20 protein-coding genes and 6 pseudogenes are annotated in these 21,157 nt (G+C 69.4%); 15 read left to right on the top strand and 11 right to left on the bottom strand.

Going from position 1 to position 21,157, the window contains the following annotated elements; genetic code table 11:
- Positions 1-26 precede the first annotated feature (26 nt).
- Positions 27-572, top strand: coding sequence for a dihydrofolate reductase family protein (locus ABZT06_RS47925; RefSeq protein WP_355755700.1), 546 nt, complete (start codon positions 27-29; stop codon positions 570-572).
- A 191-nt stretch (positions 573-763) separates the two neighbouring features.
- Here the strand turns inward: ABZT06_RS47925 and ABZT06_RS47930 are convergent, their stop codons facing one another.
- Together ABZT06_RS47930 and ABZT06_RS47935 are read right to left on the bottom strand one after the other, a co-directional pair.
- Positions 764-1,207, bottom strand: coding sequence for a hypothetical protein (locus ABZT06_RS47930; protein ID WP_355755648.1), 444 nt, complete (start codon positions 1,205-1,207; stop codon positions 764-766).
- A gap of 82 nt (positions 1,208-1,289) precedes the next feature.
- Positions 1,290-1,652: a hypothetical protein gene (locus ABZT06_RS47935; RefSeq protein ID WP_355755650.1), complete on the bottom strand. Its 363-nt coding sequence runs from the start codon at positions 1,650-1,652 to the stop codon at positions 1,290-1,292.
- A 159-nt stretch (positions 1,653-1,811) separates the two neighbouring features.
- Between ABZT06_RS47935 and ABZT06_RS47940 the strand changes: the two genes are divergently transcribed.
- Positions 1,812-2,159, top strand: a complete 348-nt coding sequence (locus tag ABZT06_RS47940) for a VCBS repeat-containing protein (RefSeq protein WP_355755652.1) — start codon at positions 1,812-1,814, stop codon at positions 2,157-2,159.
- A 354-nt stretch (positions 2,160-2,513) separates the two neighbouring features.
- Positions 2,514-3,023, top strand: coding sequence for a hypothetical protein (locus ABZT06_RS47945; protein WP_355755655.1), 510 nt, complete (start codon positions 2,514-2,516; stop codon positions 3,021-3,023).
- 294 nt (positions 3,024-3,317) lie between these two features.
- On the opposite strand, the pseudogene ABZT06_RS47950 reads toward ABZT06_RS47945, so the two are convergent.
- Both ABZT06_RS47950 and ABZT06_RS47955 read right to left on the bottom strand, forming a co-directional pair.
- Positions 3,318-3,419: pseudogene (locus ABZT06_RS47950) on the bottom strand (IS5/IS1182 family transposase); the annotation flags it as partial.
- A gap of 2 nt (positions 3,420-3,421) precedes the next feature.
- Positions 3,422-3,569: pseudogene (locus ABZT06_RS47955) on the bottom strand (IS5/IS1182 family transposase); the annotation flags it as partial.
- 36 nt (positions 3,570-3,605) lie between these two features.
- Here ABZT06_RS47955 and ABZT06_RS47960 point away from each other — a divergent pair.
- From ABZT06_RS47960 to ABZT06_RS48000, 9 genes and pseudogenes are all read left to right on the top strand, one after another.
- Positions 3,606-4,042: pseudogene (locus tag ABZT06_RS47960) on the top strand (aconitate hydratase); the annotation flags it as partial.
- Positions 3,940-5,317 (top strand): annotated as a pseudogene (locus ABZT06_RS47965) (DUF6025 family protein). The pseudogenes ABZT06_RS47960 and ABZT06_RS47965, both read left to right, overlap by 103 nt.
- Entirely contained in the window at positions 5,299-5,532 is a 234-nt protein-coding gene (locus ABZT06_RS47970; protein ID WP_355755657.1) for a DUF6025 family protein, read from the top strand. The pseudogene ABZT06_RS47965 and the gene ABZT06_RS47970 overlap by 19 nt, the downstream one beginning before the upstream one ends.
- Positions 5,533-5,581: 49 nt before the next feature.
- Positions 5,582-5,896, top strand: a pseudogene (locus ABZT06_RS47975) (hypothetical protein); the annotation flags it as partial.
- 106 nt (positions 5,897-6,002) lie between these two features.
- Entirely contained in the window at positions 6,003-6,587 is a 585-nt protein-coding gene (locus tag ABZT06_RS47980; RefSeq protein WP_355755659.1) for an enolase C-terminal domain-like protein, read from the top strand.
- 1 nt (position 6,588) lies between these two features.
- Positions 6,589-7,545, top strand: a complete 957-nt coding sequence (locus ABZT06_RS47985) for a D-2-hydroxyacid dehydrogenase family protein (protein ID WP_355755662.1) — start codon at positions 6,589-6,591, stop codon at positions 7,543-7,545.
- 36 nt (positions 7,546-7,581) lie between these two features.
- Positions 7,582-7,836: a hypothetical protein gene (locus tag ABZT06_RS47990; protein WP_355755664.1), complete on the top strand. Its 255-nt coding sequence runs from the start codon at positions 7,582-7,584 to the stop codon at positions 7,834-7,836.
- Complete coding sequence (locus ABZT06_RS47995) at positions 7,824-8,744, top strand: NtaA/DmoA family FMN-dependent monooxygenase (RefSeq protein WP_355755666.1); 921 nt, start codon at positions 7,824-7,826, stop codon at positions 8,742-8,744. The genes ABZT06_RS47990 and ABZT06_RS47995 overlap by 13 nt, the downstream gene beginning before the upstream one ends.
- 456 nt (positions 8,745-9,200) lie before the next feature.
- Positions 9,201-9,935 (top strand): hypothetical protein, encoded by a 735-nt coding sequence (locus tag ABZT06_RS48000; RefSeq protein WP_355755669.1) that lies wholly within the window; start codon positions 9,201-9,203, stop codon positions 9,933-9,935.
- Positions 9,936-9,983: 48 nt separating this feature from the next.
- Here the strand turns inward: ABZT06_RS48000 and ABZT06_RS48005 are convergent, their stop codons facing one another.
- From ABZT06_RS48005 to ABZT06_RS48015, 3 genes and pseudogenes are all read right to left on the bottom strand, one after another.
- Positions 9,984-10,181 (bottom strand): hypothetical protein, encoded by a 198-nt coding sequence (locus ABZT06_RS48005; protein WP_355755672.1) that lies wholly within the window; start codon positions 10,179-10,181, stop codon positions 9,984-9,986.
- Positions 10,182-10,366: 185 nt separating this feature from the next.
- A pseudogene (locus tag ABZT06_RS48010) lies at positions 10,367-10,857 on the bottom strand (winged helix-turn-helix domain-containing protein).
- 1,821 nt (positions 10,858-12,678) lie between these two features.
- Positions 12,679-13,662, bottom strand: a complete 984-nt coding sequence (locus ABZT06_RS48015; RefSeq protein ID WP_355755674.1) for a winged helix-turn-helix domain-containing protein — start codon at positions 13,660-13,662, stop codon at positions 12,679-12,681.
- Between the two features lie 140 nt (positions 13,663-13,802).
- On the opposite strand from ABZT06_RS48015, the gene ABZT06_RS48020 reads away from it, so the two are divergent.
- Entirely contained in the window at positions 13,803-14,249 is a 447-nt protein-coding gene (locus ABZT06_RS48020; protein ID WP_355755676.1) for a peptidase inhibitor family I36 protein, read from the top strand.
- Between the two features lie 212 nt (positions 14,250-14,461).
- On the opposite strand, the gene ABZT06_RS48025 is transcribed toward ABZT06_RS48020, so the two are convergent.
- From ABZT06_RS48025 to ABZT06_RS48035, 3 genes are read right to left on the bottom strand one after another with little or no spacing between them, the layout of a single operon-like run.
- Positions 14,462-15,139: a 3-oxoacid CoA-transferase subunit B gene (locus tag ABZT06_RS48025; RefSeq protein WP_355755678.1), complete on the bottom strand. Its 678-nt coding sequence runs from the start codon at positions 15,137-15,139 to the stop codon at positions 14,462-14,464.
- Positions 15,136-15,831 carry a 3-oxoacid CoA-transferase subunit A gene (locus ABZT06_RS48030; protein WP_355755680.1) on the bottom strand — a complete coding sequence of 232 codons (696 nt, stop codon included), beginning with the start codon at positions 15,829-15,831 and terminating at the stop codon, positions 15,136-15,138. Before ABZT06_RS48030 ends, ABZT06_RS48025 begins: the two co-directional genes overlap by 4 nt.
- Positions 15,828-17,033, bottom strand: a complete 1,206-nt coding sequence (locus tag ABZT06_RS48035; protein WP_355755682.1) for a thiolase family protein — start codon at positions 17,031-17,033, stop codon at positions 15,828-15,830. The genes ABZT06_RS48030 and ABZT06_RS48035 overlap by 4 nt, the downstream gene beginning before the upstream one ends.
- 71 nt (positions 17,034-17,104) lie before the next feature.
- Between ABZT06_RS48035 and ABZT06_RS48040 the strand changes: the two genes are divergently transcribed.
- Positions 17,105-17,986, top strand: coding sequence for a LysR substrate-binding domain-containing protein (locus ABZT06_RS48040; RefSeq protein WP_355755685.1), 882 nt, complete (start codon positions 17,105-17,107; stop codon positions 17,984-17,986).
- Between the two features lie 64 nt (positions 17,987-18,050).
- On the opposite strand, the gene ABZT06_RS48045 is transcribed toward ABZT06_RS48040, so the two are convergent.
- The gene (locus tag ABZT06_RS48045; protein ID WP_355755687.1) at positions 18,051-18,551 is read right to left on the bottom strand and encodes a heme-binding protein; all 501 of its coding nucleotides are present in this window, start codon (positions 18,549-18,551) and stop codon (positions 18,051-18,053) included.
- 305 nt (positions 18,552-18,856) lie between these two features.
- Here ABZT06_RS48045 and ABZT06_RS48050 point away from each other — a divergent pair, with 305 nt between their 5' ends.
- Positions 18,857-19,729, top strand: a complete 873-nt coding sequence (locus tag ABZT06_RS48050; protein WP_355755690.1) for a universal stress protein — start codon at positions 18,857-18,859, stop codon at positions 19,727-19,729.
- Positions 19,730-21,157: the final 1,428 nt, after the last annotated feature.

Consider the following 21,157-nt stretch of genomic DNA (forward strand, 5'->3'; position numbering starts at 1 on the left):
ACCCGCTCGAACAGTTCCCACAACTCATCTGGCACCAGACGCTCAACGATCCCCACGACACCAGACTATCGAACACGCCAAATGAGACGACGTCTAAGTGGGCCGACACTGACGGGGAGTCCGGCCGGCCGTCCGGGCCGGCTGCACAATTCCAGGACGAATGGAATGCGGCCGGCGCGGTGCTCGCGGGACGGCGGACTGCCGAGCTCATGGATCACTGGGGTGGTGATCACGGCGGTCTCCCGATCTTTGTGCCCAGCCACCGCCCGCCCGGCCCGGCCGCCCGCTGGGGCTACCCACTGGTGACGTACGTGACCGATGGGATCGAGAGCGCGATGGCACAGGCCAAGGCCGCAGCCGGAGGCAAAGACGTGCAGGTGCGCGGCGCATACACGGCGCAGCGGGCGCTCGAGGCCGGGGTGCTGGATGAGGTGCAGATCCATCAGATACCGGTGCTTCTCGGCCGTGGCCATCGGCTGTTCGACGTGTTGCCGTCAGAGATCGAGTTGGAGATCGTCCGGGTGATCGACACACCGCAGGCCACCCACATCCGCTACCGCGTCCGTCGCTGAGCGCACGGGCAGACGATCTTGAGCGTGGGCAATCGCCCGTAACCAGCACGAGTACGCGATCAACGATCAACACCGACGGTCGCCCATGGATGCCGACACTGCGTACCCCGCCTGCTCAGTTGCGTCAACCGGCGGGGTCCTGGGCGGCGCCGCGCCGGGCGACCGCATCCACGAGTGCCACGCGCTCTGCACTACGCGGGCCAGAACTGGAGGACGTGTTCCTCTACTTCGTACGCAGCGACGAGAAGGCGCCCCTTCCAGCGGTAGGGGGGTTCGAGCCCGGGCCGGTTGAACAGGTGCTCCGGCGGCGGTTCCTGGAACATGTCGTCGGGGTCAGTGCCGGTCGTGAAACTGGCCGGAGCGTCGGTGGCGGTACAGGTGAAGGCTTCGATGTGGGTCCACTCCCCCGGCAGCGGCTCGGGTTCCTGGTCGTAGACGAGAAAGCTGATCTTGACCGGCTCCCACTCGGTGGAGCCTGCCGTGATGGTGAGGCAGCTGTCGGTGGCAGTGACGCGGGTACGGGACGACATGGAGGGCAGGGCGATGCCGTCGGGTTCTCCCATTCCGATGACGTAGAAGGCGTGGTTCAGGGTGGCCATTCCGGAGTACTCGTCTACCGGCCTGATCTCTGCCATGGGTGTTTCTTTTCCTCCGTCATAGGGGGCGGGCCCCTCGCGCCATGGCGTGAGGGGCCTGCCGGTATCGGGTGGAGCGGTGTTATGCGCCGGCCTGCACGTAGAAATTGTCTCCGGGCAGGATGTGGTAGCGGCCGAAGAAGGTTCGGATGATGCCGCCCTGCTGTCGGTTCTCCTTCACGCCGGCGAACGCATCCACCTGACGACGGCCGGGACTCTCGCCACTCCCGTGCGTCGCGATCACGCGGGCCGCGACGGCCTCGGCGACCTCCTCACCCTCAACTCCTCCGGCGCGCTGATGTTCCAGCAGGGCACGGGCAAGGGCGCCTTCTCGGAAGAAGGTGAGCGGCAGCGGCTGGGCGACCTCGGTCAAGGCGGTGCCGTTCGGCGACCTCAGCGGGGACCGGTGCAACGACGTCCTGGTGCGGCTGAGCAGCAGGGCCATGCGCGCCTACAAGCCGGGGTGTGGTGCCGCGCCTAAGCCGTCGACGTCGTACACCTCGCTGGGCACGTCCGGCTGGAACCAATACGACGTGCTGACCACTCCCGATGGCATGAACAAGGCCTCTACCAGGGCACCAGCTCGGGCACGTTGTCGGCCCGGGTGCAGCTCTACGCCGACTGGAAGACGTACAAGAAGGTCCTCGGGGCCGGGGATCTGAACGACGACGGCATCGGTGACTTGCTGGCGCAGGAAACGTCGAACAGCCTGTACCGGTACTACGGCACCGGTAACGGCACGTTCGGCGCCCGGGCGAAGGTCCTCTCCAACTGGGGCGGCTCCTACAACGTGATCGTCGGCGTCGGCGACATCACCGGCGACGGGAAGGCCGACTTGGTCTCGCGGGACAGCGCGGGGAACGTGTGGCGCAACAACGGCGACGGCAAGGGATCGTTCGGGGCGCGCACGCGCATCGCCACCGGCTGGCAGGGCTACACGGGCCTCTTCTAGGGATCGTTTTCAAAAGGGATCTTTCCCAGAACAGGAATGACGCGAGTTTGACCACCGCCTCGTAGGAAGTGGCGGTTTTCTCGTATCTGGTGGCGATGCCGCAGAAGCCCCAGGATGTGCGCGCCGTCCTGGAAGGGTTGGACCGCGACGCCGCCCGCGACGTGTTCTGGCGCTGCGCCTCACCCAGCCGCAGATCACCCGGGTCTGGGCCAACCGCGGCTATGCCGGCGACCGTGGAGGTCGGCGATCGCACTTCAGTACATGAGAATCATCCGCCAAAGCATGCAACCGTATGACCCTCACATATGTCTCATACTGTGTCCACCAGTCCCCGACGTCTCATAAGGGGGCGTCATGTACACCCGCCATCGCCTCATGGCCATCACCGCGAGCGCACTCCTGCTGGCCGGCACCGCGGCGTCGACCTCTGCCGCCGCCACGTCCCCGGCACCGTCCACGAGTCTCGTGGTCAACGCCAGGATCGCCGGTCACTGCTCCTTCGACCGGGTCGTCATCGATGTGAAGGGCAAACTGCCGCCGACCACCGTCACGCGTGTCAAGGAACTCCGCTACGACAGCTCGGGGAAGAAGGTCCCGCTGGCCGGAAAGCACTTCCTGGAGATCAAGCTCTCCCCAGCTGCAGCCCACAACAACGCGGGCAGGAACGTCTACAAAGGCCCGCGCCTGATCAAGCTGGATCTGCCGAAACTCAAGGGCTTCGCACTGACCGGCGACTTCGAGGGCGTCGTCACCTTCGGGGCCGCGTTCAACAGCAAGCCCTCCTACACGACGAAGCAGCTACACCACCCCGAGCGCTTCGTCCTCGACATCGCCCACCACAACACCTGCCGTTCCTCGCACTGAGGTGCATTGACGGATCCTGGGGTCGCGCACCGCCTCACACGAGGCGGCACCGGGTGTATCTCGTCAGCGGCGTGTCCCAGCCCCATGATGACCGGCGGCCAGTCCAGTGCGGTAATGACCTTCTCCAGGGCGGAGTTGATGGCGGGGACGGTCACGGTCTCGAGGGGCGTCGGGTCGGCGTTCAGGGCCTCGACCTCCACCTCGAATCCGGGGTAGGGCGGGGCAACGACGCGGAAGCCCTTGTGCTGATAGTGGGTGATCCAGTTCTCCCAGGCCCGTGGCGTCACCCAGAAACCGTGAGCGGGCCATCACCTCCGTGAAGGCGGGTGCGCCGCTGGCCTGTCCGGCAGTGAGGACGAACGTCAGTGGCCGGCACCGGCCGTCGGCCGCAAGGTGGTGGTCAGTCCGCCGCAGGGGCGACCGACGGCACGGTCGTCCGGCTCGCCGACCGGGGCCCCTGTTGCGGGCTCCGGCCGCGTGCTGGTGAGCGCGCACGATGGTGGAGTCCACCGAGACGGCCCGTTCCGGGTCCTCGTTCGCTTCTGCCTGGGCCGCCAGGGCGGTGAACACCCGGACGACGCCAGCACCGACCACATTTCGCCCGTGGGCGCCATCTCGCCCGACTCACCGGCTGGCCGCTATCTCAGGGAAGCAGGCGAGCGCTCCTTCAACTCCTACGGCTCACGGCGCGGCAACCACGAAGTGATGGCCCGTGGCACCTTCAGCAACCCGCGGCTGATTAACCACCTCCTCGCGGCCGGCCCCTCCGGGGGCGACACGCTGCACCTGCCGAGCGGAAGACGTCTCCCGTCCACGAGGCCGCGTGCCGCTACGCGGACGCGGACACCCCGCTGATCGTGCTGGCCAGCCACTCCTACGGCATGGGGTCCTCGCGGGACTGGGCCGCCAAGGGGCCATGGCTGCTGGGCGTGCGCGCCGTCATGGCGGAGAGCTTCGAGCGCATCCACCGCGCCAACCTCTGCGCGATAGGCGTCCTCCCCCTTCTCCTGCCCGAAGGACGAGGGTGGCGAGACCTCGGCCCGACCTGGCACGAGACGTTCGACCTGGACCTCCACCGTATGCGCGAGACAGGTGTCGCCGACGTCGTGGCCGACGGCCGCTCCTTCACCGTACGGGTCGACGTTCGCTCAGCAGGCGAGTGGAACGTCCTGCTGGCGGGGGGCATGCTGCCGCACCTGTCGGCTCGGGTGGGCGCGGGTGGTGCCCGGCGAGCAGGCGCATCTTCGACGAACTCGGCCTGGCGTCAGCCGCCCACGCGGACGCGTTGGCCGCCGGCGACAAGACCTTCGTCCCCGTGTACACGGGCTCCCACGACCTGCAGATCGGCACCCTCCTCAAGCTGCTGGACCGCGACCCGGATCTGGTGCCGCCCCGCACCGGCCACCTGGGCAACTGGGAGGACATCGCCCTCGGCCGGTCCGGGCCCATGGACTTCAACACCGCGATCTGCGGCGCGGGCCACGACTATCCCCTGATCTACGGGTTCACCCGGACCGAGGCGGACACGGAGGGAGGCGACGAGGCCTACCAGCCGGGCTCGGTGACAGCACGGCAAACGCGAGGTAATGACCCTGCGTACCTGGGACGGTTCCGCCTTCGTCCGCCGGGACCGTGGCCGCCCGCTTTTCTGCCCCGTGGTCCAGGCAGAGGTGGACGGCGAACTGGTCCCGCTCGTCGACCTGCACTGGCGGCGCATGAGCGCGATACCCGGGTTCCGGTTCCGGCAGTGGGCAGCCGTCGTCGTGGAACACAGCCACCTGGTAACCGACATGCTCACCCTGCTGATCGAACAGGCGGACGATACCGCCAAGCAGGGCACCCGGCTCTCCGAGCTGATCAGCCAGGTCGCACGGCCGGACGGCACCGTCGGCCGGTGCGACGTCGTCCGTGACGGCTCTGCCTACGTGCTGGAGGGACACCGCTTCCCTTCCGCCCGGTCACTCGCCGAGGCCGTCCTGGAGCTGGTGCGGGGCGCTGTGCTGCCGGTGATGTCGCTGCAGCTGACCAACGTGCTGTTCGGGCTGTTGCACACGCACCGACCCGAGGGCGGTGCGGAGCCCGCCGAGAGCCCCTTCATCACCCACCTGCACTGGGGCGCCCGCGCCATGGCCGGCTGTCCGCCCCGGCGCGGTGGCCACCTGACCCGTCGCTCCACCGTCCGCTCGCTGCGGGCCATCGCCTCGCCGCTGGTCCGCCACTTCGACGAGGCGCGCCCGCTGGCGTTCGTCCTGCCGCCTGCCCAGACGTTCATGCTGTGCCCGCCCAGCACCTAACCCGCCGACATCGAACTGCTGCAGGCCTGCTGGCAGACCTGCGCACGACCGACCCCGACAAGGCGTACGACGTGACCACCGACTGGCTGGCACGGCACGGCGAACGCCTCTCCTCGTATCTGCGGGGCCGCTTCCGCAGCGGCAGCGGAGTACCCGCCGACGGCGCCACGCGCCCTCCCGCCGTCCCGGTGGAACCGGAGGCTTCCGCGACCTGACGTTCCATCAGGCCTGTGTCGCAGTCGCCGCCTTCGAGGAGGCCTACGGGTGAAGCTCCACCACCACATCCTCTCGGCACACCTAACCCACCCCTTCGTCAGCAACACCGGGGTCACCACCGAAGTCCGGCAGAGCGTCGTCGAGGTGAGCTGGCAGGGGCTGACCGGCCGTGGAACGGCACGCGACGCCGCCCCGGACGCCGTCGACGCCTGCGCCGAGGCGCTACAGGACGCCGCGTCACCCTACGAACTACGGTGGATCATGGAGGCGTTGGCCGACGCGGGCATCGAACCGGTTGCCCGGTCCGCGGTCGACATGGCCCTGCACGACCTGCTGGGCAAGGCCAGCGGACAACCGCTGCACCACCTCCTCGGCCTGGCCGGGCTGCCCCCCACCGACCGCGCTGTCCATCGGGGCCTGCCCCGACGACGAACTCCTCGCCGCGGGCCGCTCCCTCGCACACTGGCCGGTGCTGAATCTGAAGTTAACCCCGGACGACGACGGACAGCGTGTCGGCGTACTGCGCCCGGTCTACGACGGCCGAATCTGGGTCGACGGCAACGGCTCCTGGGAGCCGGAGCAGGCGGTACGCGTCGGGCGCGAACTCGCCCGGCACGGCGTCGAGATGCTCGAACAACCGCTGCCGCCGCGGGACCTGGACGCACTGCGGTACGTGAGCGAGCACTCGCCGATGCCCGTCTACGCCGACGAGGACTGCCACGGACCCGATGACGTGCTGCGCCTGCGCCGCCGGGTCAGCGGGATCAACGTCAAGCTCGTCAAGTGCGGCGGCCTGCTCGCGGCGCAGGAGACCATCGCGCTGACCCGGCGCGCCGGATTGGGCGTGATGCTCGGCTGTAAACTGGAAAGCTCCCTGGGCCTGACCGCGATGGCGCAGCTGGGCGCGCTCGCCGACCACCTCGACCTCGACGGCCACGTGGGTCTGGCCGACGACCCCTTCACCGGCGCGGAAGTGACCGCTGGTGCGGTGACACTGCCGGCGGGGACGGGGCTCGGTGTCACCACGAAGCAGACGAACGACGGAGGAAAGTGACATGCGACTGCGTTGTGCGGTGCTCGACGACTTCCAGAACGCCGCGCTCGGTGCGACGGACTGGAGCCCGGTACAGGACCGGGTGGAGATCGTCACGTTCACCGAGCACATGGACGAGGACCGGCTCGCCGAGCTGCTCGCCGACTTCGACATGGTGGTGACCCTGCGCGAGCGCGTGCCCTTCCCCGCGTCCCTGCTGGAGCGGTTGCCGCGGCTGAGACTGCTCGTCGCTTCCGGGATGCGCAACTCCGTCATCGACTTCGAGGCCGCTGGGCGGTCCGGCGTCACGGTGTGCGGCACCACGAGCTCCTCCACACCTCCGGTCGAGCTCACCTGGGCGCTGCTGCTGGGCCTCGCCCGTGACATCGTCGGGGAATCCACTGCCCTGCGCGACGGCGGGCCCTGGCAGTCCGGTGTCGGCGCGGACCTGCACGGGCGCACCCTGGGCCTGCTGGGACTCGGGAAGATCGGAAGCCGCGTCGCCCAGGTCGGGCTCGCCTTCGGCATGCGGGTGTGCGCCTGGAGCGAGCACCTCACCAAGGAACGGGCCGACGAGTGCGGCATCGAACTCGTACCGAACAAAGAGAAGTTGCTGGCCATCAGCGACTTCGTCTCCATCCACCTCGCGCTCGGCGAGCGCACCCGCGGCCTGGTCGGGGCCGCCGAGCTGGAGCTCCTGCGGCCCACCGCATACCTGATCAACACCTCGCGCGCGGCGATCGTCGACCAGGACGCCCTGCTCACCGCCCTGCGCGAAGGCCGGATCGCCGGGGCCGGTGTCGACGTCTTCGACGTGGAACCGCTGCCCGCCGACCATCCGCTGCGTACGGCGCCCCGCCTGCTCGCAACCCCGCACCTCGGCTACGTGTCGCGGCACAACTACGCCACGTACTACGGCCAGGCGGTCGAGGACATCCAAGCGTTCCTGGCCGGCAGCCCCGTGCGGCAACTCGCCTGAACCGACCGTACTTCAGTTCTTCCTGGGAGAAACAACGTGAGTTCGCAACGACGCATGATGAAACTGGGCGCCTTCCTGCCGGCTCCCGGGCATCATGTCGCCGCTTGGCGGCACCCCGAGGCCCGCCCCGACGGAGGACTCGACTTCGACCACTACCGCCCGCTCGTCCAGACGGCCGAGCGGGGCCTCTTCGACATGGTCTTCCTGTCCGACGCGCCGGAGTACGCACCAAGTACCAGGACACCGACGAGCTCAGCAGGCAGGGACGGATGGTGCACTTGGAGACGCTGACCCTGCTGTCCGCGCTCGCGGTGCACACCACACACATCGGACTGACCGCCACCGCCTCGACGAGCTACAACGAACCGTTCACCGTGGCCCGCCAGTTCGCCTCGCTCGATCACCTCAGCGCCGGCCGCTCCGGCTGGAATGTCGTCACCTCGGCGACGGACGCGGAGGCCCGCAACTTCAACCTCGACCACCAGCTGCCGCACGCCGCCCGCTACCGGCGGGCGCGCGAGTTCATGAAGGTCGTCACCGGACTGTGGGACAGCTGGGAGGACGACGCGTTCGTCTACGACAAGGAGGGTGGACGCTTCTTCGACCCGTCGAAGCTGCACATCCTCGGGCACCGGGGCGACCACTTCCAGGTACGCGGGCCGCTGAACGTCGCCCGCCCGCCCCAGGGGCACCCCGTGATCGTGGAGGCCGGCTCGTCGCCCGACGGGCAGGACTTGGCCGCTCGCTGGGCCGAGGTGGTCTTTACCGTCCAGCAGACGCTCGAGGGCGCTCAGGCCTACTACCGCGGCCTCAAGAAGCAGGTCGCCGACCACGGACGCCACCCGGAGCAGGTCAAGGTCCTGCCAGGCGCGTTCATCGTTTCGGCCGCACCCAGGCCGAGGCCGAGGACAAGTACGCCACGCTGCAGGACCTGGTCGACCCCGTCGTCGGGCTCGGCATGCTCTCGTACCAGCTCGGCATGGTCGACATATCCGGTTACCCGCTGGACGGCCCGCTGCCGGAGCTCCCGGCGACGGAGGGCTCGACGAGCAAGCAGCAGCTCCTCCCCTTCATGTTCCCCGCGTGCCGCCCACCGGACCCGCTCTGCCGTCCCGGCACCCGACGCTCCCCCGCAGACCGTCACACCGGCCACGCCGCGGGCAGGTTGTACCAACTCACTCACCTGGCTGCGGGGCTGATCGAAGTCGTCGGAGTCCAGGACATCACGGCTCTGATCGCCGACCAGATCATGCCCGCCTTCGGCGCCCAAGGCATGGTCGTGTCCACCTCCGAGGCCGGCCGAGTGCGGATCGCTGGCTACTGAACTTGAACTCGTGGTGTCGGTTGGATCGTTGTGATCGGCGACCATCGGACGCGGACGTTCGGAATCACGATGGCGGCTGCAACCAGTGATGTGCGGCACAGGCGGTTCGCGAATGCTCGGCCCTGCGGGCAACTGCCGGGGATCGAGACACGTCCCACATGAAGACGGGAGGGCGGCCGGAGCCGCCTGCGGGATCGCCGGGGGTGTCATGGGCGGATGGGTGCCGGACCGGATGGCGGACTGGCTACGTGGTAAGGACCGGCCGTCGGCTGGAATCAGCACGACGGGGCCGAAACCGTGGCTGCGGACCGACTCTCCTGGAGCGTGTCCCGTGCCGCAAGAACAGCGGACGTGGACCGAGCGGTGGCTGCGGTGGTGCGCCGAGGAGTTCGGGCCCGCGACGCCGCGCCGCGAGATCGCACTCCCAGGTTTCGTCCCCGCGGATTTCACCGGCACGCAGGAGCAGGCCGAGATGCTGGTGCGGCGGGTCGGTGCGGTGATGGGCGCGGACGTCTCCGGCATCAGTGTGCTGCTGGTGGAGTCCCCGGAGAAGGTGCAGGGCAGGAAGCATCAGGTCGGTGAGTACCGCAAGGCGTTCGACCGGGTGGTGATCGAACTGGACCGCCGCGTGGCCGCCCGGCCCGATTCGTTCGCGGGGCTCGTCGCGCACGAGCTGGCACATGCCCGGCTGGTCGGTGAGGGGCGCGTCGCCAGGCTGGGCATCTCCCACGCCGAGGAGGAGCGGCTCACCGACCTGGTGACCGTCCACCTCGGCATGGGCGTCTTGTCGGCCAACGCCGCGGACGACTACGTGAAGGCGGCCGGGTACTCGGTGATGCCGGTCGGCGAGTTCACCGACCGTATGCTCACCGGGCGCAGGGACGAACCCCTTCACCGAATGGGATACCTGAGCCCCGGAGAGTACGGCTACGCCCTCGCCTGCTGGAGCACGATGCGCGGCGAGACCGACCCGCCGTGGGCTCGGCACTTGAAGGCGAGCGTGCGGGACGCCCTCATGCGGGGGCTGGCGCATCGGGCAGCGCCACGGCAGGCCGGCGCTGGTTGATTGTCATGTGCGCCGACCACGGCGGCGCCGCCTACGCCCGCCTATGCGTCAGCTGTTCAGAGCGAGCCCGGTAGCGGCGAGGCAGCCGTCGACCAGGTGTGAGCGGTACTGGATCGTCTTGAGGCGATGCTTGACGGCTGTGGTGATCTGGGTGAGGTCGGCGGCGGCAAGGCTGCCGATGTCGCGTTCGACCAGCGACCAGATGCCCTGGGGTGCCGGCTCGGACGATCCGGGCGCGGAGGTCACACCAACCGAAGCCCTTCGGTTCGTCCTTGCGGCCCCGATACTCCCGCACCGCGTAGATCAGCCGGGAACGCTCGCCGGGCTTGCAGCAGGTCATGCCCGCCATCGACACCCGCCCGAGCCGCGGCCCCGCACCCGTACCACGGGGGTCTGCCCGATCCGGCCCCAGACCCTGGCGCGCGGCGGAGTCATCGACTGCCCGGCCTCGACCTCGAAGAGAATCCAGGCGTTGCGCTCCGCCGCGGCGCTTTGCCTGCGGCCAGGTCTCCTTCTTCCATACCTCGACCGCCTCGTCGTCCCGTTCGATGGCCCGCCCAGCGGGCTGCTGCCACGACCAGCCATGCCGCTTCAACAGCTGCCAGGTGTCCGCAACCGTGTACGAGACGTGGAACAGCCGACCGATCAGCGTCTGGATCCGCGCCAGCGTCCACCGCTGATCCGTCCACCCGTTAAAGAGCGGACTACGCTCCAACTCCCGCTCCAGCCGCGCTATCTGCGCCTGCGTGAGACGGGGCCTTCCGGGAGAGCCCTTCGACAGCAGCGCGGCCTTGCCTCGCTCACGCCAGGCCCGCCGCCACCGCTCCACGGACCGCTCACTGACCCGCAGCGCGGCCGCGATCTGCTGGTTCCTCTGCCCGGTAGCGAAGAGTTCCACGGCCTGGAGCCGTAACCGTTCCATCGCGGCCCTCTCAACGTCGGTCAGCCCAACCAATCAGAATGCAGCAGCCGACGGGCCTGCCGGAGATGATCAGGGGCAGGAAGGCCCACGCCTGTCGGGTGAAGTCGGTGTCGAGAGGCAGTCTGTACAGCGCCCAACACGAACTCGCCCACGGCCTTCAGCAGGCACTGCTGCCGCGCGCCCTTCCTCAAGTCGAATAATTGCGCGTGGCCGCCCGCTACCTGCCCGCGACCCAGGGCATGCACATCGGCGGAGACATGCACGGTCTGATCCGAGGTAGGCACATGCGGCGGTTGGTGTCATCGGAGTGACGCATTTCTGCGAACGTCAACTCGCCAGGTTCAGCGCCCTGGTCAGGAGCAATTCTTCCGATGGGCCAGCACGGCAAAAACCGCCAGAAGCGCCCCGCAGGCTGCACCCCCCGCCCCCATCACTATCGGTGGCACGTCGCCAGTGATCAATCCAGCAACGCACCCGCCGAGTCCCCCTACGATCAGAATTGCAGAGAAGACCAGCGTTTTCCTTACCGCGTCCTTCATCGATACACCCTTATCCGCGTTTATCAACGCAGCACCCCTCTGAATTATTGCGGTGATGGCCGGGCCGGGAATCCCTTCCCGGCCCGGCAGAGATTTCCACCGCAACGGTTACCCGTAGCTGATGATGTCCGTGTTGTAATAACCCGCGACTCCGCCGACCAGGCAGCTACCGGCGATGGCAGCACCAACTCCGACAGCGCTGCCGACTCCGGCTCCGATTACACCGCCGACCGCGGCGGCGTATCCGATCGCTCCGGTATCTACTGCGGCTCCGATACCGGCGACACATCCGACGGCCGCCCCCCACCAGTCATTGGCGTTGTCGAGAAAACCCCCCACAGTGTCCAACGCATCTACCTTCGACAGCAAGGCGGCCGGCCCCATTCCAAACATTGATCAATAGGCAGCTGCTTCACGGCTCCCACATTCCACGGTCACCTCAGACCATGTGACATCCCAGACAGGCATGGACCCAACAAACTCGGGCACTTGAGCGGGCTTATCTCAAGACGGCGAGCTCGACTCTGCTGCGGTCACACAGGAGGCCGGGAGCGCGCTTGCCCGGTCTGGTGCCGCGGCGGCCTGGGCAGCGGAGCAGTGGCCGGCCCACTTCGTCGCGTTCGATCTGCCGCGACTGTCCGAGCGGACTTGACCTCCTGGCCGTATCGGCGGCGCAGGGCCGCGCTGGAGTCCAGGTTCGTCGCGGTCGGTGGTGGGCGCTGTGCCCGTCGACCACCGAGGCCGGCGTCGTGCGCGTGTGGTTGGCGTGGACGTCGGTCGGGATGGAGGAAGCCGTCTTCAGGAGACTGGTCGACGCCTACCGTCCGTCGGTGGGGGCCCGGCAGACACACAAGGTCCGTGAGACGAACGAGGCGATCGTCGGCGCGATCACCGGTTCTCTGGTTGCTCCCCGCGCGCTACTTCTCGGCAGCCACGACAGCAAAGGCCGCCTTCAGTACGTCGACCGCACCAACCCTCGCCCAGGCGGCAGGTGCTGCGGCTCCGGTGCGGCGCGGGCATCCGTGGACAGGAGGCCGGTCGTTCTCCGCCGGGTGGGGCAGCCAGGAAAAACTGAACGTCACGCTGGTGGAACCCGAGCTGGTGGTAGTCGGCGTCGACGTCGCCCGCGACGCCTCCGACGGATACCCCCCACCGCCCCGGCCTCTACCCCGCCGACGTTCCCCGCCTCACGTGAGCGCCGTCCTGACGGTGGCGCAGCGCGGAGACCCGCACGGCGCAACACCGGCGAGCGCACCCCGGCCCCCGGCACCGGGTCAACGGGTCAGCGGTCGCCAAACCCCGTTTGCAGCAGAGCGGCTCCGAGTGGGGTCAGGGTGTGCAGGACCGTGTTGGCGTGGCGGTGGCTGGTGATCAGGCCGGCGTCGCGCAGTACGGCGGTGTGATGGCTGGCCGTCGTGGGGGTCACGCCGGCCCGGTGGGCGGCCTCGGTGGTGGTGGAGCCGGTCGCGCTGGCTCTCAGGATGGCGGCGCGGGTGGGGCCGAGCAGCACGTTCAGCGGAGGGGAGTCTGCGTGCGGGGTCGTCGTCGGCAGGTGATGGAGTGGGTAGAGAAGCACGGACGGGAGCCCGGGGTCGGCCAGAGCGATAGGCGCCTGCCAGCAGAAGTGGGACGGGATCAGGAGCAGCCCCCGCCCGTCGAGGTGGACGTCCCGGTGGTCCGGATACGGATCGATCTCCAGGACCGGTGGCCGCCAGTGAATCGTGGGGCCCAGTCCGGCGAGCAGGCCTTCGGTTCCCGCGTGGAACAGGGTGTGGGCGTGCCGGACCCGTTCGGCGTGCAGACGTTCCTGGATGCACTCCTCGTGCGGGGCTATCGCGGCACGGTGGTAGGCGCGCAGGGCGCCCGCGAGTTGTCCGCGCAGGTCCGGCTCGGTGAGTCGATGTGTCCAGGCCGGGGCTCCGACGGCTCGGGTGAGGGTGTCGACCTCGTGCGCGATCCGCTCGCCCGGCGTCGCCAGAATCGCCTCCAGTCCGGCGTCCAGCCCTTGGGTGCCCTCAGGTGGTGTCAGGAAGTCTGGGAAGTAGCTGGCGCGGGGGAAGAGCGGCAACAGGAAGGTCTTCACCGTCCGTTCGAGCCCGGCCAGGCGCAACGCGTCACGTGTGGTGCGGAACCAGGGTGCGTAGGCCCAGCGGCCTTCGCGGGTCTGGAGCCGGTGCAGACTGACCGCGATCTCCCAGAGCGCGTGTGGTTCGGTCGCCACTCTGACCCTGGTGAGGTCCTCGGCCGTGAAGTGAAAGCGGAGCATCCGTTTCCCTGTGGGGTACTGGTGCCGACCTGCGAAGTGTCAGTGGACTCGCATGAGCATGACAGCGGCATGCCGGGCCGGGAAGCATGGATTCCCGCCAGCCGTAGGCAAGTTGGCGCAGTCCACCGGAAAGGTACGCAATGTTCCCGTACGAGCAGGAGCACGACCGGAAGTCCAGCCGCACCCCCCGTCGACTCCGCCGGGGTCTCGTCGCCGCGGCGCTCACCCTCGCCACGGCCGCCCTGGGCCTGATCGCACCGAGTCCCGCCAGTGCCACGGCGCAGGCCTGGGAGTGCAACAGCGGCAGCGTGTGCGTCTACAGCGGCAACAACGGCACGGGCAGCCGATGTTCATGGAGCAACGCCGACCCGGACTGGTACAGCGGTGACGTCCAGTGTTCGTGGGCCGACAACCAGGTGGTCAGGTCGATCTACAACCGCGGCACGTCGTCCTCGTACAACTGGGTCGTTCTCTACACCGGCGCCAACTACACCGGCGACCACTACTGCTGGGCGCAGAACGGTGGCTTCGGATCAGAGTTCAACACCAAGATCCGCTCCCACCGTTGGCGCGCTTCCTGCTCCTGACCGGATGACATTCGGCGGGCCCCGGAGTGCCGGGACCCGCCGAATGTGGGGTTCGCCTCGTGGCGGGAACTTTTCGGCGAACAGCCCAGCGGCCAGCCCGGGCTGTCCGACGCCGGCGTCGCCCGCACCGGCCCCCAGCCCGAGCCCAACCAGTCCTGATACCTGACGGCACGCGTGACCGCAGGGGGCCACCGGTACGGCTTCCCGGTCCACTACCGGCTGCGCGGAAAGCTCTGAGGCAGCGTGATGTCGAGCCGCTCGGCGAGTTCGCCGGCGCTAATGCCGTACGTCTCCCGGAGCCGTACGCCCTCGGGTCCGACGTCGAAGACGCCGTGGTCCGTGTAGACGCGGCTGACGCAGCCGACGCCGGTGAGCGGGTACGTGCATCGCGGTACGAGCTTGGGTTCGCCGGAGCGGGTGAAGAGGGTCATCATCACGTAGACGTCCTTGGCGCCGATGGCGAGGTCCATGGCGCCGCCGACGGCCGGGATGTCCTCGGGTCCGCCGGTGGTCCAGTTGGCGAGGTCGCCGTCGAAGGCGACCTGGTAGGCCCCCAGGACGCAGACGTCGAGGTGGCCACCGCGCATCATGGCGAAGGAGTCGGCGTGGTGGAAGTAGGCCGCGCCCGGCAGCTCGGTCACCGGGACCTTTCCGGCGTTGGTCAGGTCGGGGTCGATCCCGTCGCCCTCCGCCTTCGGGCCCATGTTGAGCATGCCGTTCTCGGTGTGCAGCACCACCCCGGAGCCGTCCGGCAGATGGTCGGCGATCTTGGTGGGCTGCCCGATGCCGAGGTTGACGAAGGAGCCGGCCGGGATGTCGCGTGCGATCACGGCGGCCAGTTCGTCCATCGACAGACGACGATCGGTGGACGCGGTGGGCGTGGTGGTCATCGTGCCCCCTGGACTGTGTAGTGACGGGCCTCGACCTGGACGACCCGGTCGACGTAGACGGACGGGGTGACGACGGCCTCCGGGTCGAGCTCGCCGGGCTCGACGACCTCGTCGACCTGGACGATGGTCGTCGTGGCGGCCGTGGCCATGACCGGGCCGAAGTTGCGGGCGGTCTTGCGGTAGACGAGGTTGCCCATGGTGTCCGCGACATGCGCGCGGATGAGGGCGTAGTCGCCCTTGATGGGGTACTCCAGCAGGTACCTCCGGCCGTCGATCTCCCGCTCCTCCTTGCCCTCGGCGAGCGGTGTACCGACCGCGGTCGGGCAGTAGAAGGCACCGATACCGGCGCCGGCCGCGCGCATCCGCTCGGCGAGGTTGCCCTGTGGCACCACCTCCAGCTCGATCTTCCCTGCGCGGTAGAGGCCGTCGAAGACCCAGGAGTCGGCCTGGCGGGGGAAGGAGCAGAGCACCTTGCGCACCCGCCCCGCGGCCAGCAGCGCGGCCAGGCCGACGTCGCCGTTGCCCGCGTTGTTGGACACGATCGTCAGATCCTTCGCGCCCTGTCGGATGAGCGCGTCGATCAGGTCGAACGGCATCCCGGCCAGCCCGAAGCCGCCGACCAGAATGGTCGATCCGTCCTCGATGCCGGCGACCGCCGCGTCGGCGCTCGCGAGGATCTCCGCCCGGCTCATCGCTTCGCCCCCGTGACATCGCAGTTCTCGAGAACAACGGCCAGGCCCTGGCCCACCCCGATGCAGATCGCGGCGACGCCGTAGCGCTGCCCTGTCTCGCGCAGCACCTTGGCCAGCGTGGCAAGGATGCGGCCGCCCGAGGCGCCCAGCGGGTGGCCGATCGCGATCGCGCCGCCCTTCTGGTTGACGATGCCCGGGTCGATCTTCCACGCGTCGACGCAGGCGAGCGACTGCACGGCGAACGCCTCGTTGAGCTCGACCGCGCCCACCTGGTCCCAGCCGATCCCGGCCCTGGCCAGCGCACGGTTCGCGGCCTCGACCGGGGCATACCCGAAGGATTGCGGTTCCAGCGCCATCACCCCGCGGCCGGCGATACGGGCGATCGGGTCGGCCCCGATCGTGGCCGCGGCTTTCTCGCTGCCCAACAGCACCGCGGAGGCACCGTCGTTGAGGGGGCTGGCGTTGCCCGCGGTGATGGTGCCGCCCTGCTCCGCCGTGCGGAATACCGGCTTGAGCCCGGCCAGCACTTCGGGTGTGGATCCGGGCCGGATGCCCTCGTCGCGGGCCAGCTCGACGCCGGTGACCGGCACCACCAAGTCGTCGTAGAAGCCCGACTCCCAGGCGGCGTGGGCAAGTTGGTGGGAGCGGGCGGCGAACTCGTCCTGGCGCTCGCGGGAGATCCCGAAGCGGTCCTGGAGCTGCTCGTTGGACTCGCCGAGGCTGACCGTCCACTCCTTCGGCATCCGCGGGTTGACCAGCCGCCAGCCGAGCGTGGTGGAGACGGCGGTGACGTCGCCGGCCGGGAAGGGTTTCGCCGACTTCGGGAGCACCCATGGCGCACGGGTCATCGACTCGACGCCGCCGGTGAGCACCACCTCGGCGTCCCCGGACTCGATGGTGCGGCTGGCCGTCATAGCCGCGTCGAGGCTCGATCCGCACAGCCGGTTGACCGTGGTGCCCGGCACGCTCACCGGGAGCCCGGCGAGCAGCGCCGCCATGCGGCCGACGTTGCGGTTCTCCTCGCCGGCGCCGTTGGCGTTGCCCCACACCACGTCATCGATGGCGGCGGGGTCGAAGCGGGGCACCCGGGCGAGCGTCGAGGTGATCGCGGCTGCGGCGAGGTCGTCGGGGCGCACCCCGGCCAGGGCGCCGTTGAAGCGGCCGAACGGCGTCCGGGTCGCGGCGTACAGGAAAGCACTCATGGCTACGACGCTAGCCATGGGCAGCGATATTCTGAAGTACGTATATCCGTGCCGATTGATATGGATGACATATGGATCTGCGCCATCTCCGCTACTTCGTGGCGGTGGCCGAGGAGCGGCACTTCGGTCGTGCGGCCGAGCGGCTGCACATGGCCCAGCCGCCGTTGTCCCAGCAGATCCGGCAGTTGGAGGCGGAGCTCGGCGTCGAGCTGCTGCACCGCACCACACGCCGCGTGGATCTGACCGAGGCCGGCCGGGCCTACCTGGAGCGGGCGCGCGGGATCCTCGCCGATGTCGACGAGGCCGCCCATCACGCACGGCTCGTGGCGGCGGGCTCGGTGGGCCACCTCGCGATCGGGTGCGTGGGCTCGGCGACGTACAGCCTGCTGCCCGCGCTCTCACGCCGGCTCACGGCGGAACTCCCCGGCGTCGATTTCTCCTTCCGGGGCGAGATGCTCGCACCCGATCAGGTCGAGGCGCTGCGCACCGGCGCGATCGACGTCGCACTGCTCCGGCCACCGGCGGCCGACCTCTCCCTCACCGTGCACACCCTGCGTCGGGACCGGCTCGTCGTCGCCGTACCGGTCGAGCACCCCCTCGCACGCCGGAAGAGGCTCCGCGTCGCGGACCTCGCCGGTGAGGACCTGATCGTGCACTCCGCCGACCGCCGCTCCGTGATGTACGACGTCGTCCTGGGCCTGCTGCGCGACGCGGGCGTGGAGCCGCACATCCGCCACGAGGTCGGCGAGACCTCGACGCTGGTCACCCTCGTGGCCGGCGGCCTGGGCCTCGCGGTCGTACCGGAACCGGTGACCGCCCTATCGCTCGACGGCGTCGTCTACCTGCCGCTGGCCGGGGCCGACGCACGTGTGGAGCTGGCCGTCGCCCACCGCGCCGACCGCGCCGAGCCGCATCTGGCACGCACCGTCGGAATCATCCGTGCGGTGATCTGAGGACCGGGCGCCGCGGTGTTCCGGCGACACCCCGGTTGGCCTCACTGGCTGACCAGGAAGGGGCCTACGCGACGATCTTCGCCACGGACTCACGAGCCTGGTTCGCGATCCGGTCATCCGTGGTGTCGTCCGCGCCGCCCACCCCGATGGCGCCGATGACCTCCCCATCGGCCGTCACGGTCGGCACCCGCCCGCCGGCAACCGGCAGAAGGTTGGCATCGACCAGGTGGGGAGGCGCCACCCGCATCTGCGGGGAGGCGGAGAAGGCCGCGAACTTGGCGGTCGGAACGCCGCTCACAGCTGAGGTGTACGCCGTGCGTCGCGCGGTCTCCACTCCGAGAAGACCAACGCCGTCGTCGCTGAGCAGAACTTTGACCCGAGGCCGACGAGGGGGCCGTGCCAAAGCCGGCGAGCCCCGGCCTCTGTCGAGGGGCGATGGCAGCCGGCCCTGCCGCCCCGCGACCGCCCAGCTCCTGGCCGTCGCGCACGCCGAGGAAGACGAAGGGGCGATCGAGGGTGGTCCATACGGACCCGACCGGAGGTCTGCGGTGCCGCGGTGGATCATGAGGTCCTCGCACCCTTCGCGCCCAGGGGATCACGGAAGGCCAAGGTCACCACCGGGCTGGAGGACTCGGGGAACCGGCGACCTGCGATCACCAGAGCTCACCCGTATCAGACCCGGAGACGCCACCGTTCCGGTCTCCGCTCGTGTCCTGTTCTCCCTAGGTCCACGTGCGGGCCGCACAAGATTGGTGTACTTCTCGAAGGGAGAGAAACGCACCACGCTCGGCCCGCCGGCGACGTCCGGACGGCTCGCCCCGGACTCGTTCACCTTCATCTCCAGCTTCGTACGAGACGGAGGCCGCCGCCATGCAACCAGTTGTCACCGTGGGCCTCGACGGCTCACCAGAGAGCCTCACCGCCGCCCGCTGGGCCGCCGCCGAGGCCGAGAAACGCAAGCTCACCCTGCGGCTGCTGCACGCGTGGCCGATGCTGGTGCCGGACTCGGCCAACGGGCCCCTCGAAGTCGACCAGAACTACTGGGCGAAGCGTCTGGTCCACACCGCGCAGTCAGAGCTGCAGACACGCCATCCGGGTCTGACGGTCGTGGGCAGCCTGGTCGCCGAGGACGCCCAGGAGGCCCTGCTGCGGGCGGCATCGGATTCCGAGATGCTCGTGCTCGGCTCACGGAGGCTGGAAACCTTCTCGAGCTACTTCCTGGGCGACGTCAGCCTCCCGGTCGTGGCACGCGCCGACCGGCCCGTCGTCGTGGTCCGCACGGTTCCGGAAAGGGAGCACCCGGCTCCTGCAACCGCGAGCCGCGTGGTCGTGGCGGTGGAACCGCGCGGATCCAGCGACGAGTTGCTCGACTTCGCCTTCCACACCGCCTCCGCGCGAGGCGCTCCCCTGCTGGCCGTCCTCGGCCGCAGCGTGCCGCTCCACGCGCGCACCCCCTGGGGTGTGGACCACGACGCCACCGAGGAGATGACGAGGAACGGGCAGAAGGAACTGACCAAGGCGCTCCGCCCCTGGCAGGAGAAGTACCCGGAGGTGGACGTGTCCGACAGTGTCCGTCTCACGAGCCCCGCCAAGGCCGTCGTGCAGGCCACCGCGGACGCCGGGCTGCTGGTCGTCGGCCGGCGCGTGCACCGGCACGCGCACACGGGGCCGCTGCTGAGCCACGTCGCCCACGCCGCCCTCCACCACGGACGCTGCCCCGTGGCTGTCGTCCCCCATGCCTGAGCCCTACCGGTCACGTCCTGTCGTCTACGTCGTACGGCTCGACCGGGTCCAGGGGAAGGCGATCGGGCAGTGCTCGGTCCCGCTACGGCCCAGATCCGTCCCCGGGGTCCGCGGGCAGCCGGTACCCGGCCGCCATGTCGGCCACGATGTCGACCGGCTGACTCGGGGCGCCCGTGCCGGTCGTCACGTGAAGGAACGTCATCGGCGTCTCGAACGCTCCTCGGGGCGGCGGGCCGACCATCCGGCTCAAGAGAGCCGGAGAGGGAGTTCGACGAACGAGACCAGACGATCGGTACCGACCTCGGAGGGCTCGCCGGCGGGTTCGACGGAGGAGTACCGCTCGGCGACGAGACCGAGGGGCGTGCTGTCTCGGCCCGTACAGCAACTTCCGCACCGGGGTGTACCGAACCGGACGTCCGGCGTCGGTCGCAGTCGTACTCGTCGGGGTTACGACGCTGTCCTGGCCGGGGCCGCCATGCTGCTGTGGCGGCTGGCCGCCTCCCTCTCGCGCTCTCGGCCGCCGGGGAGTCCGGTAGGGACCACACGGCCGGGTCGGCCTGGTCGCCGTTATCGGCTACGTCGCCTTTCTCGGCGGGCCCCCGTCGGCCCGTCGCTCGGCGGTCGTGTAGGCCACGAGCGGGTCGCCACCGTCGTGTCCCCAGGGAAAGTGGGGTGACGATGCCGTCGATGGCGCGGAAGACCGGGGTGGCGTGGGCCGCTTCTCTGGCGGCGCAGAGGGCGTAGGCCAGGAGGTCGAGGTCGGCGATGGCCGACGCGTGCGTCAGGTGGCCCGGCTCGGGCCAAGGGGCCTGTGCCCGTTCCAGGATCCTGGTGGCTTCGTACCCGCTCCACAGGCGGTCGGCCGTGAGTGCCTGGACACCGCCCTTGGAAAATGCGGCGTGGTAGCGGTCGATCAACGGCAGCAACGGGAGACCGGCCGTCGGTGCCGTGGCCCTCACCTGGTCGACGGACTCCATGGACTGGGAGAGGGAGCCGCATTCCCGGGGTGAGAGGTAGCCGTACATCTGCCCATGAGCCTCGCGGTGCCAGGGGTCTCTCGCGACGATCTCTCGCCAGACGGGGAAGACCTCCGAACGTGGTCTGCGCAACCGGCGGAGCAGCCCGAGGCGCACCACCCAGGGGTTGGGGTCGTGGGGCTCCAGGCGTGCCGCCGCCGCGCAGGCCCGGAATGCCTGCGCGGACTCCTCGTGGTGCAGGGGCGTGCGGGTGCCGCGTGCCATGATTCCCCAGGCGAACAGGCTGTGCGCGTCGGAGCGGTCGGGACGCAGTTCGGCCCAGGAGCGCTGAATGCCCGGCCGCGTCACGGCGGCCAGGGCAACCAGTCGATGAGCCCGGCGGTCCCAGTCGGGACCGGTGTCGTCGAGCAGCCGCTCGACAACAGGGGCGGCGAGCGTCCGTGCGGTGCCT

The sequence above is a fragment of the Streptomyces sp. NPDC005483 genome (assembly GCF_040606035.1).
Lineage (GTDB): Bacteria > Actinomycetota > Actinomycetes > Streptomycetales > Streptomycetaceae > Streptomyces.

Excerpts from the sequence above, each read along its gene's own strand:
- ABZT06_RS48040 (WP_355755685.1), top strand. The coding sequence starts at position 17,105 with ATGGATCTGCGCCATCTCCGCTACTTCGTGGCGGTGGCCGAGGAGCGG.
- ABZT06_RS48050 (WP_355755690.1), top strand. The coding sequence starts at position 18,857 with ATGCAACCAGTTGTCACCGTGGGCCTCGACGGCTCACCAGAGAGCCTC.
- ABZT06_RS47935 (WP_355755650.1), bottom strand. The coding sequence starts at position 1,652 with ATGGCCCTGCTGCTCAGCCGCACCAGGACGTCGTTGCACCGGTCCCCG.
- ABZT06_RS47930 (WP_355755648.1), bottom strand. The coding sequence starts at position 1,207 with ATGGCAGAGATCAGGCCGGTAGACGAGTACTCCGGAATGGCCACCCTG.
- ABZT06_RS48020 (WP_355755676.1), top strand. The coding sequence starts at position 13,803 with ATGTTCCCGTACGAGCAGGAGCACGACCGGAAGTCCAGCCGCACCCCC.
- ABZT06_RS47985 (WP_355755662.1), top strand. The coding sequence starts at position 6,589 with ATGCGACTGCGTTGTGCGGTGCTCGACGACTTCCAGAACGCCGCGCTC.
- ABZT06_RS48035 (WP_355755682.1), bottom strand. The coding sequence starts at position 17,033 with ATGAGTGCTTTCCTGTACGCCGCGACCCGGACGCCGTTCGGCCGCTTC.
- ABZT06_RS48045 (WP_355755687.1), bottom strand. The coding sequence starts at position 18,551 with ATGATCCACCGCGGCACCGCAGACCTCCGGTCGGGTCCGTATGGACCA.
- ABZT06_RS48025 (WP_355755678.1), bottom strand. The coding sequence starts at position 15,139 with ATGACCACCACGCCCACCGCGTCCACCGATCGTCGTCTGTCGATGGAC.
- ABZT06_RS48030 (WP_355755680.1), bottom strand. The coding sequence starts at position 15,831 with ATGAGCCGGGCGGAGATCCTCGCGAGCGCCGACGCGGCGGTCGCCGGC.
- ABZT06_RS48015 (WP_355755674.1), bottom strand. The coding sequence starts at position 13,662 with ATGCTCCGCTTTCACTTCACGGCCGAGGACCTCACCAGGGTCAGAGTG.
- ABZT06_RS47945 (WP_355755655.1), top strand. The coding sequence starts at position 2,514 with ATGTACACCCGCCATCGCCTCATGGCCATCACCGCGAGCGCACTCCTG.